We start from the raw sequence: 16,042 nt of genomic DNA, 5'->3' as shown, positions 1-16,042 counted from the left end.
CGGTATAGCCCTTGAGCTCCGTGGCCTGCAGCCGTGATAGACGAGACTGATCGAACGGTCGGGGAAAGCAATTTGACGTCACTGGGCGCAGGTTATAGCTTGAACCTTGTCTGCGGCCTTTCGCCGCCCCCAGCCACTGCACAGGTCGAGCGCGAACGTGGAAAAGAACCCCCAGGCCCTGATCGACGGTTTCAACCGCAAAGTCGATTACCTGCGGATGTCGGTCACCGACCGCTGCGATTTTCGTTGCGTCTATTGCATGGCCGAAAACATGCAGTTCCTGCCGCGCCAGCAGATTCTCAGCCTCGAGGAGCTGTACCTGGTCGCCGAGCGCTTCGTCGCCCTGGGCACCCGCAAGATCCGCCTGACCGGTGGCGAGCCCTTGGTGCGCCAGGGCATCGTCGGGCTGTGTGAGCGCATCGCCGCCCTGCCCGGCCTGCGCGAACTGTGCCTGACCAGCAATGGCTCGCAGCTCGGCCGCCTGGCCCAGCCGCTGTTCGATGCTGGCGTCTCGCGCCTGAACATCAGCCTCGACAGCCTTGACCCCGAGCGTTTTCGCGCCCTGACCCGTACCGGCGACCTCAAGCAGGTAATCGCGGGGATCGACGCCGCGCGTGCTGCGGGCTTTCGCCGTACCAAGCTCAACGCGGTGGTGCTCAAGGGCCGCAACGACCACGAAATCGTCGACCTGGTGCGCTTCGCCATCGACCGCGAGCTGGACATCTCCTTCATCGAAGAAATGCCCCTGGGCGTCATCAGCGAGCACGAGCGCGGCGAGTCCTTCTGCTCCAGCGACGACGTGCGCGCCCGCCTGGCCGAGCACTTCACCCTGGTCGAGTCGGCCGAGTCCTCCCAGGGCCCGGCGCGCTACTGGCGCCTGGCCGAAGCACCCGATACCCGGGTCGGCTTCATCTCGCCGCACAGCCACAACTTCTGCGCCACCTGCAACCGCGTGCGCCTGACCGTCGAAGGCCGCCTGCTGCTGTGCCTGGGCAACGAGCACTCGGTGGACCTCAAGCAGGTCCTGCGCCAGCATCCCGGCGACAGCGCCCGCCTGGAGAAGGCCTTGCGCGACGCCATGCAGCTCAAGCCCTACCGCCACCACTTCGAAGTGGGCGGCGAGGTGCAGATCCTGCGCTTCATGAACATGACCGGCGGCTGATCGGCCGCCTCTGGAACCGTCTTGATCGTCCACTCACGCCCCGACATGCTGCGCGTGCTGTTCACCCTCAAGGGCTCGATCGTCCAGCGCATCGCCTTGCGCTGCCTGGCGGTGACCTTGCTGGCGGCGCTGATCGTGCTGATCGAGCGGCACTATCCGGCGCTGTTCTACCCGGTCAGCGCCACGCCCTTCACCCTGCTGGGGCTGTCGCTGTCGATCTTCATGAGCTTTCGCAACAACGCCTGCTACGACCGCTGGTGGGAGGGTCGCAAGGCCTGGGGGCGGATGATCATCGAGGTGCGCTCGTTCGTGCGCGAAAGCGTGGCGATCGAGGATCAGCAGTTGCGCGCGCAGATGCTGCGGGGCCTGTGCGGCTTCGCCCATGCCCTGAATGCCCGACTGCGCAACGAAGACGAACTGCCCTTGGCACGCACCTGGCTGGCCGAGGGTGCGCCGATCACCGCGCACAACGTGTGTGATGGCATCCTGCGCGATATCGGTGCCCAGTGTTCACGGTTGGCGAAGGACGGCGCGATCAGCGAATTCCGCTACACCCTCTTCGAACAGCGCCTGGCCGGCCTGTCGGACGTGCAGGCTACCTGCGAGCGGATCAAGGGCACGCCGCTGCCGTTCCCCTACACCCTGCTGCTGCACCGCACCATCTACATCTTCTGCCTGCTGCTGCCGTTTGCCCTGGCAGAACCGCTGGGCTGGCTGGCACCGTTGTTCACCACCATTGTCAGTTACACGTTCTTTGGCCTGGATGCGATCGGCAACGAACTGGAAGACCCGTTCGGCCGGGACGAGAACGACCTGCCGACCGATGCGCTGGTGCGCACCGTCGAACGCGATGTCCTGGCGGCGCTGGGGCATGAGCCGCTGCCACCGGCGTTGGTGCCGGTGGATCATGTACTGAGCTGAAAAACCATCGCGGGGCAAGCCCGCTCCCACGCCAATAAGACACTGATCTGTATTGGCGTGGGAGCGGGCTTGCCCCGCGATAGGTCCTGGAGATTAACTGCGACTTTCGCAGGCCGCGATCGGCTTCAGGTGCGCGACAAAGTTGCACGGCCGGTGCCGCGCATCCAGCTGCTCGGCCAGGATACCTTCCCAGGCCGTGCGGCAGGCGCCGGTCGAGCCCGGCAGGCAACACACCAGGGTGCCGTTGGCCATGCCGGCCAGGGCCCGGCTCTGCACGGTCGAGGTGCCGATATCGAGGATCGACAGGGCACGGAACAGCTCGCCGAACCCGTCGATGCGCTTGTCCAGCAGGCAGTCCACCGCCTCCGGCGTGCTGTCGCGCCCGGTGAAGCCGGTACCGCCGGTGATCAGCACCACCTGCACCTGGTCGTCGGCAATCCAGGTGGCGACCTGGGCGCGGATCTTGTACAGGTCGTCCTTGAGCAGCTCCCGCGCCACCAGGCGGTGGCCCACGCCGACGGCGCGGCTGGCCAGCAGCTCGCCGGAAGTGTCGGTGTCGTAGGTGCGGGTGTCGCTGACGGTCAGCACCGCGATGTTCAGCGGTACGAACACCGCGTCCGGTTTCACGCTCATGGCCTTTGCTCCAGGATTGGCTTCGCGGCCACGGTAGAGACAAGCCCCGGCAGCGTCCAATCGATAGGACGTACCGGATGATCGACGATTTCTATCGCCGCTATCGGCCCCGCGACCGGGTCGGTGAAATGTTCATCAAGGATTAGCCAGGTGCTTCACTCTTGGTTAAGGTCTACCCACCCCGCAACCCCAGGCCGCACCATGGACATCAAACAGCTCAAGTTCCTCATCGCCCTCGATCAGACCCGCCACTTCGGCCAGGCCGCGGCGCTGTGCCACATTACCCAGCCGACCCTGTCCATGCGCCTGCGCAACCTCGAGGACGAACTGGACCTGGTGCTGGTCAAGCGCGGCCAGCGCTTCGAAGGTTTCACCGAAGCCGGCGAGCGCATCCTGGCCTGGGCCCGCACCCTGCTCGCCGCCCATGACGGCCTGCAGGCCGAGGCCGCCAGCTGCCGCGGCCAGGTGGTCGGCAGCCTGCGCCTGGGCACCGTGCCGCTGGCCAGCTTCAACCCCATGCAACTGCTGATGCCGCTGCGCGAGAAGTACCCCGAGCTGCACTTCCAGCTGTCGTCGCTGAGCTCCGAGCAGGTGATCGACGGCCTGAGCCGCAACCAGCTCGACCTGGGCATCTGCTACCTCGACCAGGTCAACACCAGCTTCTTCGAAGTGATCGAGCTGAGCACCACCACCATGGGCCTGCTGCACGACACCCGGCACTTCCAGTTCGAGGCCGATAGCCTGCGCTGGGAAGACCTCGGCGAGCTGCCGCTGGGCCTGCTGAGCAAGGGCATGCACTACCGCCAGTCCCTCGACCTGAGCTTGCGCAGCCGGGGCCTTGCGCCCAATGCCGTGCTCGAGAGCGACTCGACTTTCCAGCTGATCCAGGCGATCAACACCGGCGTGTGCTGCGCGATCATGCCGCTGGACTGCGGCCTGGAAGACCTCAGCAAGCACATGCGCATCATCCCGGTGCAGGAAGCCAGCATCCACAGCCCGGTCGGCCTGCTGCTGCGCCGCAGCGAGCCGCGCTCGGCCATCGCCGAGCAGTGTTTCGACGAGGCGCGTGCCCTGTTCAGCAGCAAGTGATCAGCACTTGATCAATGCGAGCATGGCCATGTTGCGTGGGCGGGTGATCCCGGAGTAACCACGGTCACCGAACAGACCTGGCAATGCATAGTTGACCCGCGCATCGACCCCACCCAGCGAAATGGTCGAATACTCGTCGGTGGAGTAGGCATCGACGCCCATCGCGACTTGCGAAGCGGGACCTGTGTTCTGCGTGGTGGATGCACTCCAGACGCCGTTGGCTATGTTCTCGGTGGTGTCGTAAGGGTAGAGGCTGCCCTTCTGCCAGGAGCCGAACGCCCGGCCTTGGTCTACCCCACGGCCGTCATCGAAGCCACGGATGAACTCACCGCGCAGGTCAGGCAGACCGAAGGTCGTGACACCATCGCCAGCGCCATAGGTGGTGCCGATGGCGGCGAACAATGCGCCATGCTCGGCGCGAGACACCAATGCCCCATCGGCCTTCAGCCAGCCCACCGGCGCCTCGTTGGCTGCGGAGAACTTGATGTCACCAGGCGCGGCTCCGGAGAATCCGATGATCTGGCCAAGCGTCACGGCATGCTGGCTATGCGTGGCATTGGCCACCTGCTGGGCACCACCCTCGCAGTTCAGCAGGATCCAGCACAGGGCCCCCTGGTTGAGCAGTGGACCGAGGTAGGAAACCAGCGTCACATTGCCGCCAGCGACAATCTCGTTGCCTTGCAACAGCTGGCCACCGAGGCCGTAGATCGGCGCGGCTGCCAGACCATCGGGAGCATAGGACGCATCCGCTACGTTGGTGCTGGTCGCACGAAAGTACTGAACGACACCATCGGTAGTGGGTAGCGCTGCAAAAGGCAGGGAATTCTTGGCGGTGTAAGCGGTTGTCATCGTGAACATCCTGTATCGATTGAGTTTATGCACGCTACTGAGTAGCGTTGAAACCCAATATATGCATAAAAGCATAATAAATCAATGCATTTACGCATCGACCTTTAATTCGTTGCCATCCGGTACTGCCGCGGGGTGAACCCGGTCAGTTGCCTGAACTGCCGGCTGAAGGCGCTGTGGTCGGTGTAGCCACAGCGCAGGGCCACCTCGATGATCGGTAGGTCGCTGTGCAACAACTGGTGCGCATGCTCCAGGCGGGCCTTGTGGATCATCTGCCGGGGAGTGAGGTGGAACACCCGCTTGCAGTAGCGTTCCAGCTGCGCCACCGAGATCCCGGCGATGCGGGTCAGCTCGCCCATGCTGATCGGCTGGTGGAAATGCGCGCGGATATGCGCATCCACCGCCGCCAGGCGCTGGTAGGCGGGGTGGGTGTCGGCGGCTGACTGCAGGTCGACGGAAATGCCCACCAGGCCGATGATCGTCCCCGCCGGATCGTACAGCGGACGCTTGTGGGTCAGGCACCAGCCCGGTTCGCGGCTGCCGTACAGGTGCAACTCCAGCTGGTCCTCCAGCACCAGGCCCTGCTCCAGCACCCGTCGGTCCTGCTCGGTGTAGCCGGGGCCCAGGCGCGCCGGGAACACCTCGGCGCTGGTCTTGCCCAGCAGCGGTTGCAGGTGTTTCAGGCCGCAGCGCTGGACCAGTGTGCGGTTGGCCAGGACGTAGCGGGCCTGGTCGTCCTTGATGAAGATCGCCGCATTGGCGATCACGTCGAGCATGGGCAGCAGCCAGACCACACTGGTGAGCAGGGCCTCGAGGGATTCGGGGCGGTGTTGGTCGAGGGTCTGGTACAGGGTTGCCAGTGGGGTCTGGGGCATGAGGGTTTCTCTAATGGGTTTACCGGCCCTATCGCGGGGCAAGCCCGCTCCCACGCCAGCTACACAGCACGCGTGGGAGCGGGCTTGCCCCGCGATAGGCCGGCAACGCCAACCTAAATCACCCCAAGCCTGCCGCACCAGCCTTTCTGCCTGACTGTGCCGATTTCGTCACCCACCCTGCAGAAAACCATCAAGAACCCCGGCCTCGATCGGTCCACTCTATGCCCCACGCAAGCCGCCCCACGACCTACAAGAGCGCGGCCGACCAAGCCGCATCGTGACATCAGACCTGCCTATCCAAAACCTACAAAAAGGCGCAACCATGTCAGGCAAATTCAAGAAACAGCTGTCCCTGCTGGACCTCACTTTCATCGGCCTGGGCGCCATCTTCGGCTCCGGCTGGCTGTTCGCCGCCAGCCACGTCTCGGCCATCGCCGGCCCGGCCGGCATCCTCTCCTGGTTCCTCGGCGGCTTCGCCGTGCTGCTGCTGGGCATCGTCTACTGCGAGCTCGGCGCCGCCCTGCCGCGGGCCGGTGGCGTGGTGCGCTACCCGGTGTACTCCCATGGCCCGCTGCTAGGCTACCTGATGGGTTTCATTACCCTGATCGCCTTCTCCAGCCTGATCGCCATCGAGGTGGTCGCCTCGCGCCAGTACGCCGCAGCCTGGTTCCCGGCCTTGACCAAGACCGGCTCCAGCGACCCGACGGTGCTCGGCTGGCTGGTGCAGTTCGCCCTGCTCGGATTGTTCTTCCTGCTCAACTACCGCAGCGTGAAGACCTTTGCCAAGGCCAACAACCTGGTCAGCGTGTTCAAGTTCATCGTGCCGCTGCTGGTGATCGGCGTGCTGTTCACCTTCTTCAAACCGGAGAACTTCGAGGTCCAGGGCTTTGCGCCGTTCGGCCTGTCCGGCGTGGAAATGGCGGTGTCGGCCGGCGGCATCATCTTCGCCTACCTGGGGCTTACGCCGATCATCTCGGTGGCCAGCGAGGTGAAGAACCCGCAGCGCACCATCCCTATCGCGCTGATTCTCTCGGTGCTGCTGTCCACCGCGATCTATGCCCTGCTGCAACTGGCGTTCCTCGGCAGCGTGCCGACCGAGATGATTGCCAACGGCTGGGCCGGAGTGACCAAGGAGCTGGCCCTGCCCTACCGTGACATCGCCCTGGCCCTGGGCATCGGCTGGCTGGCCTACCTGGTGGTGGCTGACGCGGTGATCTCGCCCAGCGGCTGCGGCAACATCTACATGAATGCCACCCCACGGGTGATCTATGGCTGGGCGCAGACCGGCACCTTCTTCAAGTACTTCACCCGCATCGACGAGCAGTCCGGCATTCCGCGCCCGGCGCTGTGGCTGACCTTCGGCCTGGCGGTGTTCTGGACCCTGCCGTTCCCGTCCTGGGAAGCGCTGATCAACGTGGTGTCCGCCGCCCTGGTGCTGAGCTACGCGGTGGCCCCGGTGTCGGTCGCCGCCTTGCGCCGCAATGCCCCGGACATGGCCCGGCCGTTCCGGGTCATGGGCATGGGCGTGCTCGGCCCGCTGTCGTTCATCATCGCCGCGCTGATCGTCTACTGGTCGGGCTGGAACACCGTGTCCTGGCTGCTGGCGCTGCAGATCGTGATGTTCGTGCTGCACCTGCTGTGCCGCCGCTTCGTGCCCACCGAACACCTGTCGCTGGGCCAACAGGTGCGCTCGTCGGCCTGGCTGATCGGCTTCTACGCCGTGACCATTTTCCTGTCCTGGCTGGGCAGCTTCGGCGGCCTGGGTGTGATCGGCCATCCGCTGGACACGGTGATCGTCGCCGCCAGTGCCCTGGGCATCTACTACTGGGGCGCGGCCACCGGCGTGCCGGCCCGGCTGGTGCGGCTCGATGGCGAGGATGAAAGCGAAGCGGGTACCGAAGCCAATCGCGGGCACGAGCCGGCTGCACTGGCCTCCTGAGAACTGACGGGAACTCGTGGGAGCGGGCTTGCCCCGCGATTCAGGGCAAGCGACCTCATCGCGGGGCAAGCCCGCTCCCACGATTGCCCCACACTTTGGAACGAACTGACCTATGAAAGAGATTCACGTCATCGACTCCCACACCGGCGGCGAACCGACCCGCCTGGTGATGAAAGGCTTCCCGCCCCTGCACGGCCGCAGCATGGCCGAGCAACGCGACGAACTGCGCGAGCTGCACGACCACTGGCGCCGCGCCTGCCTGCTGGAGCCTCGCGGCAACGATGTGCTGGTGGGCGCGCTGTACTGCCCGCCGATCTCTGCGGATGCCACCTGCGGGGTGATTTTCTTCAACAACGCCGGCTACCTGAACATGTGCGGCCACGGCACCATCGGCCTGGTCGCCTCGTTGCGCCACCTTGGCCTGATCGAACCGGGCATGCACAAGATCGACACACCGGTCGGCCAGGTCAGCGCCACCCTGCATGACGACGGCGCCATCACTGTCGGCAACGTGCCGTCCTACCGCTACCGCCGGCAGGTGGCGGTGGACGTGCCGGGCCATGGCCTGGTGCATGGCGACATCGCGTGGGGCGGCAACTGGTTCTTCCTGGTTTCCGACCACGGCCAGCGCATCGAACTGGACAACCGCGAAGCCCTCACCGACTACACCTGGACCCTGCTCAAGGCCCTCGAGGCCCAGGGCATCACCGGTGAACACGGTGCCCCGATCGACCATGTCGAGCTGTTCGCCGACGACGCCAACGCCGACAGCCGCAACTTCGTCATGTGCCCCGGCAAGGCCTACGACCGCTCGCCCTGCGGCACCGGCACAAGCGCCAAGCTGGCGTGCCTGGCCGCCGACGGCAAGCTCGCCGAAGGCCAGCCCTGGGTCCAGGCCAGCATCACCGGCAGCCAGTTCCACGGCCGCTACGAGCGCGACGGCGAACGCATTCGCCCGTTCATCACCGGCCGCGCCCACATGACCGCCGACAGCACCCTGCTGATCGACGAGCAGGATCCGTTCGCCTGGGGCATCTGACCCCTTCATTTCCCACTGAATACCGCCAGGAGTGACAACAATGACCGACAACATCTTCACCGGCACCATGCCCGCCCTGATGACCCCCTGCACCGCCGCGCGCAAGCCGGACTTCGACGCCCTGGTGCGCAAGGGCCGCGAACTGATCGACGCCGGCATGAGCGCGGTGGTGTACTGCGGCTCGATGGGCGACTGGCCGCTGCTGACCGAGGCCGAGCGCCAGGAGGGCGTGGCGCGCCTGGTGGCCGCCGGCATCCCGACCATCGTCGGCACCGGCGCGGTGAACACCCGTGAAGCGGTGTCCCACGCTGCCCACGCCGCCAAGGTCGGCGCCGCCGGCCTGATGGTCATCCCCCGGGTGCTGTCCCGCGGCGCCTCGCTGACCGCCCAGCAGCATCACTTCTCGGCCATTCTCGGCGCCGCGCCGAAGCTGCCGGCGGTGATCTACAACAGCCCCTACTACGGTTTCGCCACCCGCGCCGACCTGTTCTTCGCCCTGCGTCGCGAGTACCCCAACCTGATCGGTTTCAAGGAGTTCGGCGGCGCCGCCGACCTGCGCTATGCCGCCGAACACATCACCTCCCAGGACGATGACGTGACCCTGATGGTCGGCGTCGACACGCAAGTGGTGCATGGTTTCGTCAACTGCAACGCCACCGGCGCCATCACCGGCATCGGCAACGCGCTGCCGCGCGAAGTGCTGCAACTGGTCAGCTTGAGCAAGCGCGCCGCCAAGGGTGATGCCAAGGCCCGACGCCAGGCCCGGGAGCTGGAATCGGCGCTGGCGGTGCTGTCGTCGTTCGATGAAGGCTGCGACCTGGTGCTGTACTACAAGCACCTGATGGTGCTCAACGGCGACACCGAGTACCGCCTGCACTTCAACGAAACCGACGCCCTCACCGACGCCCAGCGCCACTACGCCGAACAGCAGTACGCGCTGTTCCGCACCTGGTACGCCAGTTGGTCGGCCGAGCAGAACATCGCCTGATCCCTTGGCAGCGACGCGCCCCTTTGTAGGAGCGGCCTTGTGCCGCGAAAGGGGCGCGCAGCGCCCCCTGCAGTTTCAGACCTCACCCAGATCCTCCAGGACGCCCCATGACCCTCACCGGCAATCTACTGATCGGCCAGCGCGCCGTCACAGGCACCCAGGCCGCGATCCATGCCATCGACCCGGCCACCAACACCCCGCTCGCCCCACCCTACGCCGGCGCCAGCGCCGAACAGGTAACCCAGGCCTGCGCCCTGGCCTGGGCGGCATTCGATATTTACCGCGAAACGACCCTCGAACAACGCGCCCACTTTCTCGAAACCATCGCCGAGCAGATCGAAGCCCTGGGCGATGCCCTGATCGACCGCGCCAACGCCGAGACCGGCCTGCCCAAGGCTCGTCTGCTGGGCGAGCGCGGCCGCACCTGCGCGCAACTGCGCACCTTCGCCCGCGTGGTACGGGCCGGTGAATGGCTGGATGTACGGGTGGACAACGCCCTGCCCGAGCGCCAGCCACTGCCACGCCCCGACCTGCGCCAAAGACAGGTTGCCCTGGGCCCGGTGGCGGTGTTCGGCGCCAGCAATTTCCCGCTGGCCTTCTCGGTGGCCGGCGGCGACACCGCCTCGGCACTGGCCGCCGGTTGCCCGGTGGTGGTCAAGGCCCATGGCGCCCACCCCGGCACCAGCGAACTGGTCGGCCAGGCCGTGGCCCTGGCGGTCGCGCAGTGCGAGCTGCCCGAAGGCGTATTCTCGCTGCTGTACGGCGCCGGCCGTGAGGTCGGTATCGGTCTGGTCAGCGACCCACGCATCAAGGCCGTTGGCTTCACCGGTTCGCGCAGCGGCGGTCTCGCGCTGTGCCAGGCCGCCCAGGCACGTCCCGAGCCAATCCCCGTCTATGCCGAAATGAGCTCGATCAACCCGGTGTTCCTCTTCGAAGCCGCCCTGCAGGCCCGAGCGGAGCCTCTGGCCCAAGCCTTCGTCGCTTCACTGACCCAGGGCGCCGGCCAGTTCTGTACCAACCCCGGGCTGCTGATCGCCCGTCAGGGGCCGGCCCTCGAACGCTTCATCAATGCTGCCGCCGAGCATGTCCGGCAAACCGCGGCGCAGACCATGCTCACACCCGGCATTGCCAGCGCCTATGCCAATGGCGTCGCCGCACTGGCTGAGAACCGCAATGCCCGACAGATCGCCAGCGGTCAGCCCCATCAAGGCCCGAACCAATGCCAGGCGCACCTGTTCGTTACCTCGGCCCAGGCGTTTCTCGCCGACCCGGCACTGCAGGCCGAAGTATTCGGCTCCGCCTCGCTGCTGGTCGCTTGCGACAGCGATGAACAGGTCCGCCAAGTCGCCGAACACCTGGAAGGGCAGCTGACCGCCACCCTGCACCTGGACGCCGCCGACCTCGACTGCGCCCGCCAGCTGCTGCCTACCCTCGAACGCAAGGCCGGGCGGATTCTGGTCAACGGCTGGCCGACCGGGGTCGAGGTGTGCGACGCGATGGTCCACGGCGGCCCGTTCCCGGCCACCTCCGACACCCGCGGCACCTCGGTGGGCACTGCGGCGATCCTGCGTTTCCTGCGCCCGGTGTGCTACCAGGACTTCCCCGATGCTCTGCTGCCCGATGCGCTGCAACAGGGCAACCCGCTGCACCTGCGCCGCTTGCTCGATGGCCGGCGGGAAGGCTGAATCATGACCGCCACTGACACGGATATCGCCGTGGTCGGCGCCGGCATTGTCGGCGTCGCCTGCGCCCTGCAGCTGGCCCGCCAGGGCCGCCGGGTGCTGCTGATCGATCGCCAGGCGCCAGGCCACGGCGCTTCGTTTGGCAATGCCGGGCACCTGGCCACCGAGCAGGTGTTTCCCATCGCCGACCTGTCGCTTCTCAAGCGCCTGCCGGCCATGCTGCTGGACCCGATGGGCCCGCTGCGCCTGGACTGGAAGTACCTGCCACGGGCCCTGCCCTGGTTCACCCGCCTGCTGCTCAACCTGCGACCGGCGCCATTCCAGCGCAGCGTGGCGGGCCTTCGTGCGCTGAATGAAAGCAGCCTCGGCGCCTGGCAACGGCTGCTCGCATCCATCGACCGCAGCCACCTGCTCAAGGAAGACGGTTCGCTGCTGGTGTTCGAACACCACGAGTCGCGCCAGGCGCTCGCGGCATTGCACGCCCGCCTGCTGGCACAGGCCGTGCCCGTGGACCTGTGGTCGGCTGAGGCGGTAAGCGAAGCGGCGCCGCAGTTGAGTCCGTCGATCCTGGGTGGCCTGTTCTTCCCGCGCACCGGTCACTTCCTCGACCCCTACCAGGTGGTCTGCGAACTGTTCAGCGCCGCCAGGGCCAGCGGCGTGCGCTTCCTGCGCGCCGAGGTCGATGGTGGCCGGGTGCATGGCCAGGGCATCAGCCTCGCCAGCGACCAGGGCAACCTCGAGGCCCGCCAGGTGTTGATCAGCGCAGGCGCACATTCGGCCAGGCTCACGGCCGCCCTGACCGGTCGGCAGGTACCACTGGATACCGAGCGCGGCTACCACCTGATGCTGCCAGCGGAGCATCAACGCCTGCCATTCGCCGTCACCTCGCTGGAGCGCAAGTTCATCATGACGCCCATGGCCGACGGCCTGCGCCTGGCCGGCACGGTAGAGTTCGCCGGGCTCGAGGCGCCGCCGAGCATGCAGCGGGCGTGGCAACTGCATCGGTTGAGCAAGGGTTTGTTCCGGCGTGAGCTGGATGCCGAGGGGGCGACGCCGTGGATGGGGTTCCGGCCTTCGTTGCCGGATTCGCTGCCGGTGATCGACCGGGTGGCCGATGGCAAGGTGCTGCTGGCGTTCGGGCATCAGCACCTGGGGTTGACCCAGGCGGCGGTGACGGCGGAGTGGGTGGGGCGGTTGGCTGGGGGGGCCGAGGTGGAACAGGCATACCGGTTGGATCGGTTCTGAGATTGCCGGGGGGCGCTTTGCGCCCCTTTCGCGGCACAAGGCCGCTCCTACAGGGGGATGCGTTCCGTGTAGGAGCGGCCTTGTGCCGCGAAAGGGCCGTAGAGCGGCCCCATGCGATATCAGCGATAACGCTCCAACCAATGCGCATAAGGCGCCGGCAGCGTCCACGCCGCCTTGTCCACGCCCAGGGCCTTGGCTGCAGCATACGGCCAGTGCGGGTCGGCCAGGTGCGCACGCCCCACCGACACCAGGTCGAGCTGGTTGGCCTGCAACGCGCCCTCGGCCAGCTCCGGCGTGCCAAAGCCCCAGGCCGAGGTCACCGGCAGCTTCGCCTCGCGGCGCACCCGCTCGGCGATCGGCCCCAGGAATGCCGGGCCCCATGGGATGTTGGTCTGGGGAATGGTGAAGCCGACACTGACGCTCAGCAGATCGAGGCCGCCGGCCTTGAAGCGACGGGCCAGTTCAACGGACTCCTGCAGGGTCTGCTCGTCACGGCCATCGTATTCCACCACGCCAAAGCGAGCGGTCAGCGGCAGGTTCTCCGGCCACACTTCACGTACCGCAGCGAGGGTTTCCAGCAGGAAACGCGTACGGTTGTCGAAGCTGCCCCCATAGGCGTCGGTACGCTGGTTGGAGTGCTCGGAGAAGAAACTCTGGCCCAGGTAGCCATGGGCGAAGTGCAGTTCGATCCACTCGAAGCCGGCATCGCGGGCACGGCGCGCGGCATCGACGAAGTCCTGCTTGACCCGGGCGATATCGTCCAGGGTCATGGCCTTGGGCACTTTCGGCAGGTGGCCGCCAAAGGCGATGGCGGACGGGGCGATGGTGTCCCAGCCACGGGCATCGTCGGCGGCGATATGGTCGTCACCTTCCCAGGGGCGATTGGCACTGGCCTTGCGGCCGGCGTGGGCAATCTGGATGCCTGGCACGGAACCGGCAGCCTTGATCGCCTTGACCACCGGCACGAAGGCCTGGGCCTGGGCGTCGTTCCAGATGCCGGCGCAGCCGGGGGTGATGCGCCCTTCCGGGGACACCGCGGTGGCCTCGACCACCACCAGGCCGGCGCCACCACGGGCCAAGCTCGCGTAATGCACCTGGTGCCAGTCATTGATCAGGCCATTCTCGGCCATGTACTGGCACATCGGCGGAATGGCAATGCGGTTGCGCAGGGTGACATCTTTGAGGGTATAGGGTTCGAACAAGGCGGCCATGAGGTAACTCCAGGGACGGGGGTTGGATACGATTGTTCGATCATATTCGAACTATGGCAATTTGTGAAACCCCCGTTATCATGTCGTCCATGCGAGCCTATACCCACCCCAACCCCGAAGACCTGACGCTGGAGCGCCTGCTCTACGCCCTGAGCGACCCTGTGCGCATGGAAATCGTCCGTCGCCTGGCCGGTGTCGCCGAAGCCAGCTGCGGCGAGCTGGACGGCGGCCGGCCCAAGTCGAGCATGTCCCATCACTTTCGCGTATTGCGCGATTCCGGGCTGGTGCACACCCGCAATGTCGGCACCACGCATATGAACTCGCTGCGCAGCGAAGAACTCGAAAGCCGCTTTCCGGGGTTGCTGGGCAGTATTCTCGAGCAGCGTTGAGGTGCACCCGGCCACGCCAACCTCAAGCCTTGCGCAATCCCTGTAGGAGCGGCCTTGTGCCGCGAAAGGGCCGCATTGCGACCCCGGCGATCGTTGCTCAACGCCGAGATGCTGGGGCCGCTTCGCAGCCCTTTCGCGGCACAAGGCCGCTCCTACAGGGGTAGGCGTCAATCCCTTGCCCGATTCTCAGGCATAAAAAAACCACGAGGCCGCCGGTGGCGACGCTCGTGGTGGGTGTTGCCGGGCAAGTCCGGCAACCGTCTGGCCTTACAGCGCCATGTCGTTCGCAGGCTTGCTCTCGACCGGTGCGGCTGGCGCCACGCTGGTCTTGACGCTCTGGTCGATCACCGGCGGCTTCTCCAGCTGCAGGACTTCGGCGGTGTAGTCCCACTCTTTCTGGGTGGCGGCGGCCGAATCGTTCAGCTTGGTACCGTAGCTCGGGACGATCTCCTTGATCTTGGCCTGCCACTCAGGGGTAGCGACCTTCTCCTTGAACACGGTTTCCAGCACGTTGAGCATGATCGGCGCGGCGGTCGAGGCACCTGGCGAGGCGCCCAGCAGGCCGGCGATGGTGCGGTCTTCGGAAGCCACGACCTCGGTGCCCAGCTTCAGCACGCCGCCCTTGTCGGCATCACGCTTGATGATCTGCACGCGCTGACCGGCCTGCCACAGTTTCCAGTCTTCCTTCTTGGCGTTCGGGAAGTAGGTCTGCAGGGCGGCGAAACGGTCGTCGTCGGACTGCATCAGCTGGCCGGCGAGGTACTCGACCAGCGGGTACTGATCGATGCCGACACGGGCCATCGGCCAGACGTTGTGGGTGGTGGTGCTGCTCAGCAGGTCCAGGTACGAGCCGTTCTTCAGGAACTTGGTCGAGAAGGTGGCGAATGGCCCGAACAGGATCACGCGCTTGCCGTCCAGCACGCGGGTGTCCAGGTGCGGAACCGACATGGGTGGCGCGCCGGTCGAGGCGATGCCGTAGGCCTTGGCCATGTGCTGCATGGCAACGGTCGGGTTCTCGGTCACCAGGAACGAGCCGCCCACCGGGAAGCCTGCGTATTCCTTGGCTTCCGGGATGCCCGACTTCTGCAGCAGCTTCAGCGCGCCGCCGCCGGCACCGATGAACAGGAACTTGGCGTCGGTGGCGTGCTCGGTGCCATCCTTCAGGTTCTTGTACTCGACGTGCCAGGAGCCGTCTTCGTTGCGGGTGATGTCCTGCACTTCGCTGGACAGCTTCAGGTCGAAGTTCTCTTTGGTCTTCAGGTGACCAACGAACTGACGGGTGATCTCACCGAAGTTGACGTCGGTGCCGATCGGGCTCCAGGTCACGGCCAGCTTCTGGCTTGGATCGCGGCCTTCCATCATCAGCGGGACCCACTTGGCGATCTGCGCGTGGTCTTCCGAGTACTGCATCGAACGGAACAGCGGGCTGGCCTGCAGGGCGTCGTAGCGCTGCTTCAGGAACTTGATGTTGTCATCGCCCCAGACGAAGCTCATGTGCGGGGTGGTGTTGATGAACGAGTGCGGGTTCTTCAGCACGCCCTGGCGTACCTGCCAGGACCAGAACTGGCGGGAGATCTGGAACGACTCGTTGATCTCGATGGCCTTGGTGATGTTGACCTTGCCATCTTTGTCCATCGGGGTGTAGTTCAGCTCGGCCAGCGCGGAGTGGCCGGTACCGGCGTTGTTCCAGCCGTTGGAGCTTTCTTCGGCGACGCCGTCCATGCGCTCGACCATTTCCATCGACCAGCTCGGTTCCAGCTCGTTGAGCCAGACCGCCAGGGTGGAACTCATGATGCCGCCGCCAACCAGCAGCACGTCGACTTTCTTGGTGTCTTCGGCGTGCGCTTGCATGAAGCTCGCCGCGACTGCCAGACCCAGCAAGGTCTTGCCAGCTTTCTTGAACATTGATCGATTCCAGTCAGTAGAACGGAGGGTGGGCCTGTGGCTGGCCCAGGTATTCCATGTTCTTCAGCGCAGGCTTGTTGTGATCATTGTTCAGCAGCCAGAGAGACATTGGACG

The 16,042-nt window shown here is 65.9% G+C and carries 14 protein-coding genes; 9 read left to right on the top strand and 5 right to left on the bottom strand.

Features of this window, described 5'->3' with window-relative positions; translation table 11 throughout:
• Nucleotides 1-157: 157 nt before the first annotated feature.
• On the top strand, nt 158-1,162 hold the full coding sequence (gene moaA, locus ACZ899_RS25985) for a GTP 3',8-cyclase MoaA (RefSeq protein ID WP_234560247.1): 1,005 nt from the start codon (nt 158-160) through the stop codon (nt 1,160-1,162).
• Nucleotides 1,163-1,183: 21 nt separating this feature from the next.
• A complete protein-coding gene (locus ACZ899_RS25980; RefSeq protein WP_267967032.1) occupies nt 1,184-2,083 on the top strand; it encodes a bestrophin family protein in 900 nt (299 codons plus the stop codon).
• A gap of 93 nt (nt 2,084-2,176) precedes the next feature.
• Here ACZ899_RS25980 and moaB read toward each other — a convergent pair whose 3' ends face one another.
• Nucleotides 2,177-2,716, bottom strand: coding sequence for a molybdenum cofactor biosynthesis protein B (gene moaB / locus ACZ899_RS25975; protein WP_203651311.1), 540 nt, complete (start codon nt 2,714-2,716; stop codon nt 2,177-2,179).
• A 201-nt stretch (nt 2,717-2,917) separates the two neighbouring features.
• Between moaB and ACZ899_RS25970 the strand changes: the two genes are divergently transcribed.
• Nucleotides 2,918-3,805: a LysR family transcriptional regulator gene (locus tag ACZ899_RS25970; protein WP_234560246.1), complete on the top strand. Its 888-nt coding sequence runs from the start codon at nt 2,918-2,920 to the stop codon at nt 3,803-3,805.
• On the opposite strand, the gene ACZ899_RS25965 is transcribed toward ACZ899_RS25970, so the two are convergent.
• On the bottom strand, nt 3,806-4,654 hold the full coding sequence (locus tag ACZ899_RS25965; RefSeq protein ID WP_050704303.1) for a tail fiber protein: 849 nt from the start codon (nt 4,652-4,654) through the stop codon (nt 3,806-3,808). It abuts the gene before it with no gap.
• Nucleotides 4,655-4,758: 104 nt separating this feature from the next.
• Complete coding sequence (locus ACZ899_RS25960; protein WP_234560245.1) at nt 4,759-5,529, bottom strand: AraC family transcriptional regulator; 771 nt, start codon at nt 5,527-5,529, stop codon at nt 4,759-4,761.
• 322 nt (nt 5,530-5,851) lie between these two features.
• On the opposite strand from ACZ899_RS25960, the gene ACZ899_RS25955 reads away from it, so the two are divergent.
• From ACZ899_RS25955 to ACZ899_RS25935, 5 genes are all read left to right on the top strand, one after another.
• Nucleotides 5,852-7,468 (top strand): APC family permease, encoded by a 1,617-nt coding sequence (locus ACZ899_RS25955; protein WP_234560244.1) that lies wholly within the window; start codon nt 5,852-5,854, stop codon nt 7,466-7,468.
• Nucleotides 7,469-7,580: 112 nt separating this feature from the next.
• Nucleotides 7,581-8,507 (top strand): 4-hydroxyproline epimerase, encoded by a 927-nt coding sequence (locus tag ACZ899_RS25950; RefSeq protein WP_234560243.1) that lies wholly within the window; start codon nt 7,581-7,583, stop codon nt 8,505-8,507.
• A 40-nt stretch (nt 8,508-8,547) separates the two neighbouring features.
• Entirely contained in the window at nt 8,548-9,495 is a 948-nt protein-coding gene (locus ACZ899_RS25945; protein ID WP_234560242.1) for a dihydrodipicolinate synthase family protein, read from the top strand.
• 107 nt (nt 9,496-9,602) lie between these two features.
• The gene (locus ACZ899_RS25940) at nt 9,603-11,180 is read left to right on the top strand and encodes an aldehyde dehydrogenase (NADP(+)) (RefSeq protein WP_234560241.1); all 1,578 of its coding nucleotides are present in this window, start codon (nt 9,603-9,605) and stop codon (nt 11,178-11,180) included.
• Between the two features lie 3 nt (nt 11,181-11,183).
• A complete protein-coding gene (locus ACZ899_RS25935; protein ID WP_234560240.1) occupies nt 11,184-12,422 on the top strand; it encodes an NAD(P)/FAD-dependent oxidoreductase in 1,239 nt (412 codons plus the stop codon).
• Nucleotides 12,423-12,541: 119 nt separating this feature from the next.
• On the opposite strand, the gene ACZ899_RS25930 is transcribed toward ACZ899_RS25935, so the two are convergent.
• Complete coding sequence (locus ACZ899_RS25930; RefSeq protein WP_232857177.1) at nt 12,542-13,633, bottom strand: NADH:flavin oxidoreductase/NADH oxidase; 1,092 nt, start codon at nt 13,631-13,633, stop codon at nt 12,542-12,544.
• 53 nt (nt 13,634-13,686) lie between these two features.
• Between ACZ899_RS25930 and ACZ899_RS25925 the strand changes: the two genes are divergently transcribed.
• A complete protein-coding gene (locus tag ACZ899_RS25925; protein WP_052896291.1) occupies nt 13,687-14,022 on the top strand; it encodes an ArsR/SmtB family transcription factor in 336 nt (111 codons plus the stop codon).
• Nucleotides 14,023-14,289: 267 nt separating this feature from the next.
• Here the strand turns inward: ACZ899_RS25925 and mqo are convergent, their stop codons facing one another.
• Nucleotides 14,290-15,927 carry a malate dehydrogenase (quinone) gene (gene mqo / locus ACZ899_RS25920; RefSeq protein ID WP_198744485.1) on the bottom strand — a complete coding sequence of 546 codons (1,638 nt, stop codon included), beginning with the start codon at nt 15,925-15,927 and terminating at the stop codon, nt 14,290-14,292.
• Nucleotides 15,928-16,042 lie beyond the last annotated feature (115 nt).

Source organism: Pseudomonas sp. TE31087 (assembly GCF_057284075.1).
The sequence above is the reverse complement of the archived record's forward strand: the minus strand, read 5'-3'. Positions and strand labels throughout refer to the sequence as shown.

Coding starts and splice junctions, on each gene's coding strand:
- ACZ899_RS25930 (WP_232857177.1), bottom strand. CDS start 13,633: ATGGCCGCCTTGTTCGAACCCTATACCCTCAAAGATGTCACCCTGCGC.
- ACZ899_RS25925 (WP_052896291.1), top strand. CDS start 13,687: ATGGCAATTTGTGAAACCCCCGTTATCATGTCGTCCATGCGAGCCTAT.
- ACZ899_RS25955 (WP_234560244.1), top strand. CDS start 5,852: ATGTCAGGCAAATTCAAGAAACAGCTGTCCCTGCTGGACCTCACTTTC.
- ACZ899_RS25935 (WP_234560240.1), top strand. CDS start 11,184: ATGACCGCCACTGACACGGATATCGCCGTGGTCGGCGCCGGCATTGTC.
- ACZ899_RS25965 (WP_050704303.1), bottom strand. CDS start 4,654: ATGACAACCGCTTACACCGCCAAGAATTCCCTGCCTTTTGCAGCGCTA.
- ACZ899_RS25940 (WP_234560241.1), top strand. CDS start 9,603: ATGACCCTCACCGGCAATCTACTGATCGGCCAGCGCGCCGTCACAGGC.
- moaB (WP_203651311.1), bottom strand. CDS start 2,716: ATGAGCGTGAAACCGGACGCGGTGTTCGTACCGCTGAACATCGCGGTG.
- ACZ899_RS25970 (WP_234560246.1), top strand. CDS start 2,918: ATGGACATCAAACAGCTCAAGTTCCTCATCGCCCTCGATCAGACCCGC.
- ACZ899_RS25960 (WP_234560245.1), bottom strand. CDS start 5,529: ATGCCCCAGACCCCACTGGCAACCCTGTACCAGACCCTCGACCAACAC.
- ACZ899_RS25950 (WP_234560243.1), top strand. CDS start 7,581: ATGAAAGAGATTCACGTCATCGACTCCCACACCGGCGGCGAACCGACC.
- mqo (WP_198744485.1), bottom strand. CDS start 15,927: ATGTTCAAGAAAGCTGGCAAGACCTTGCTGGGTCTGGCAGTCGCGGCG.
- ACZ899_RS25945 (WP_234560242.1), top strand. CDS start 8,548: ATGACCGACAACATCTTCACCGGCACCATGCCCGCCCTGATGACCCCC.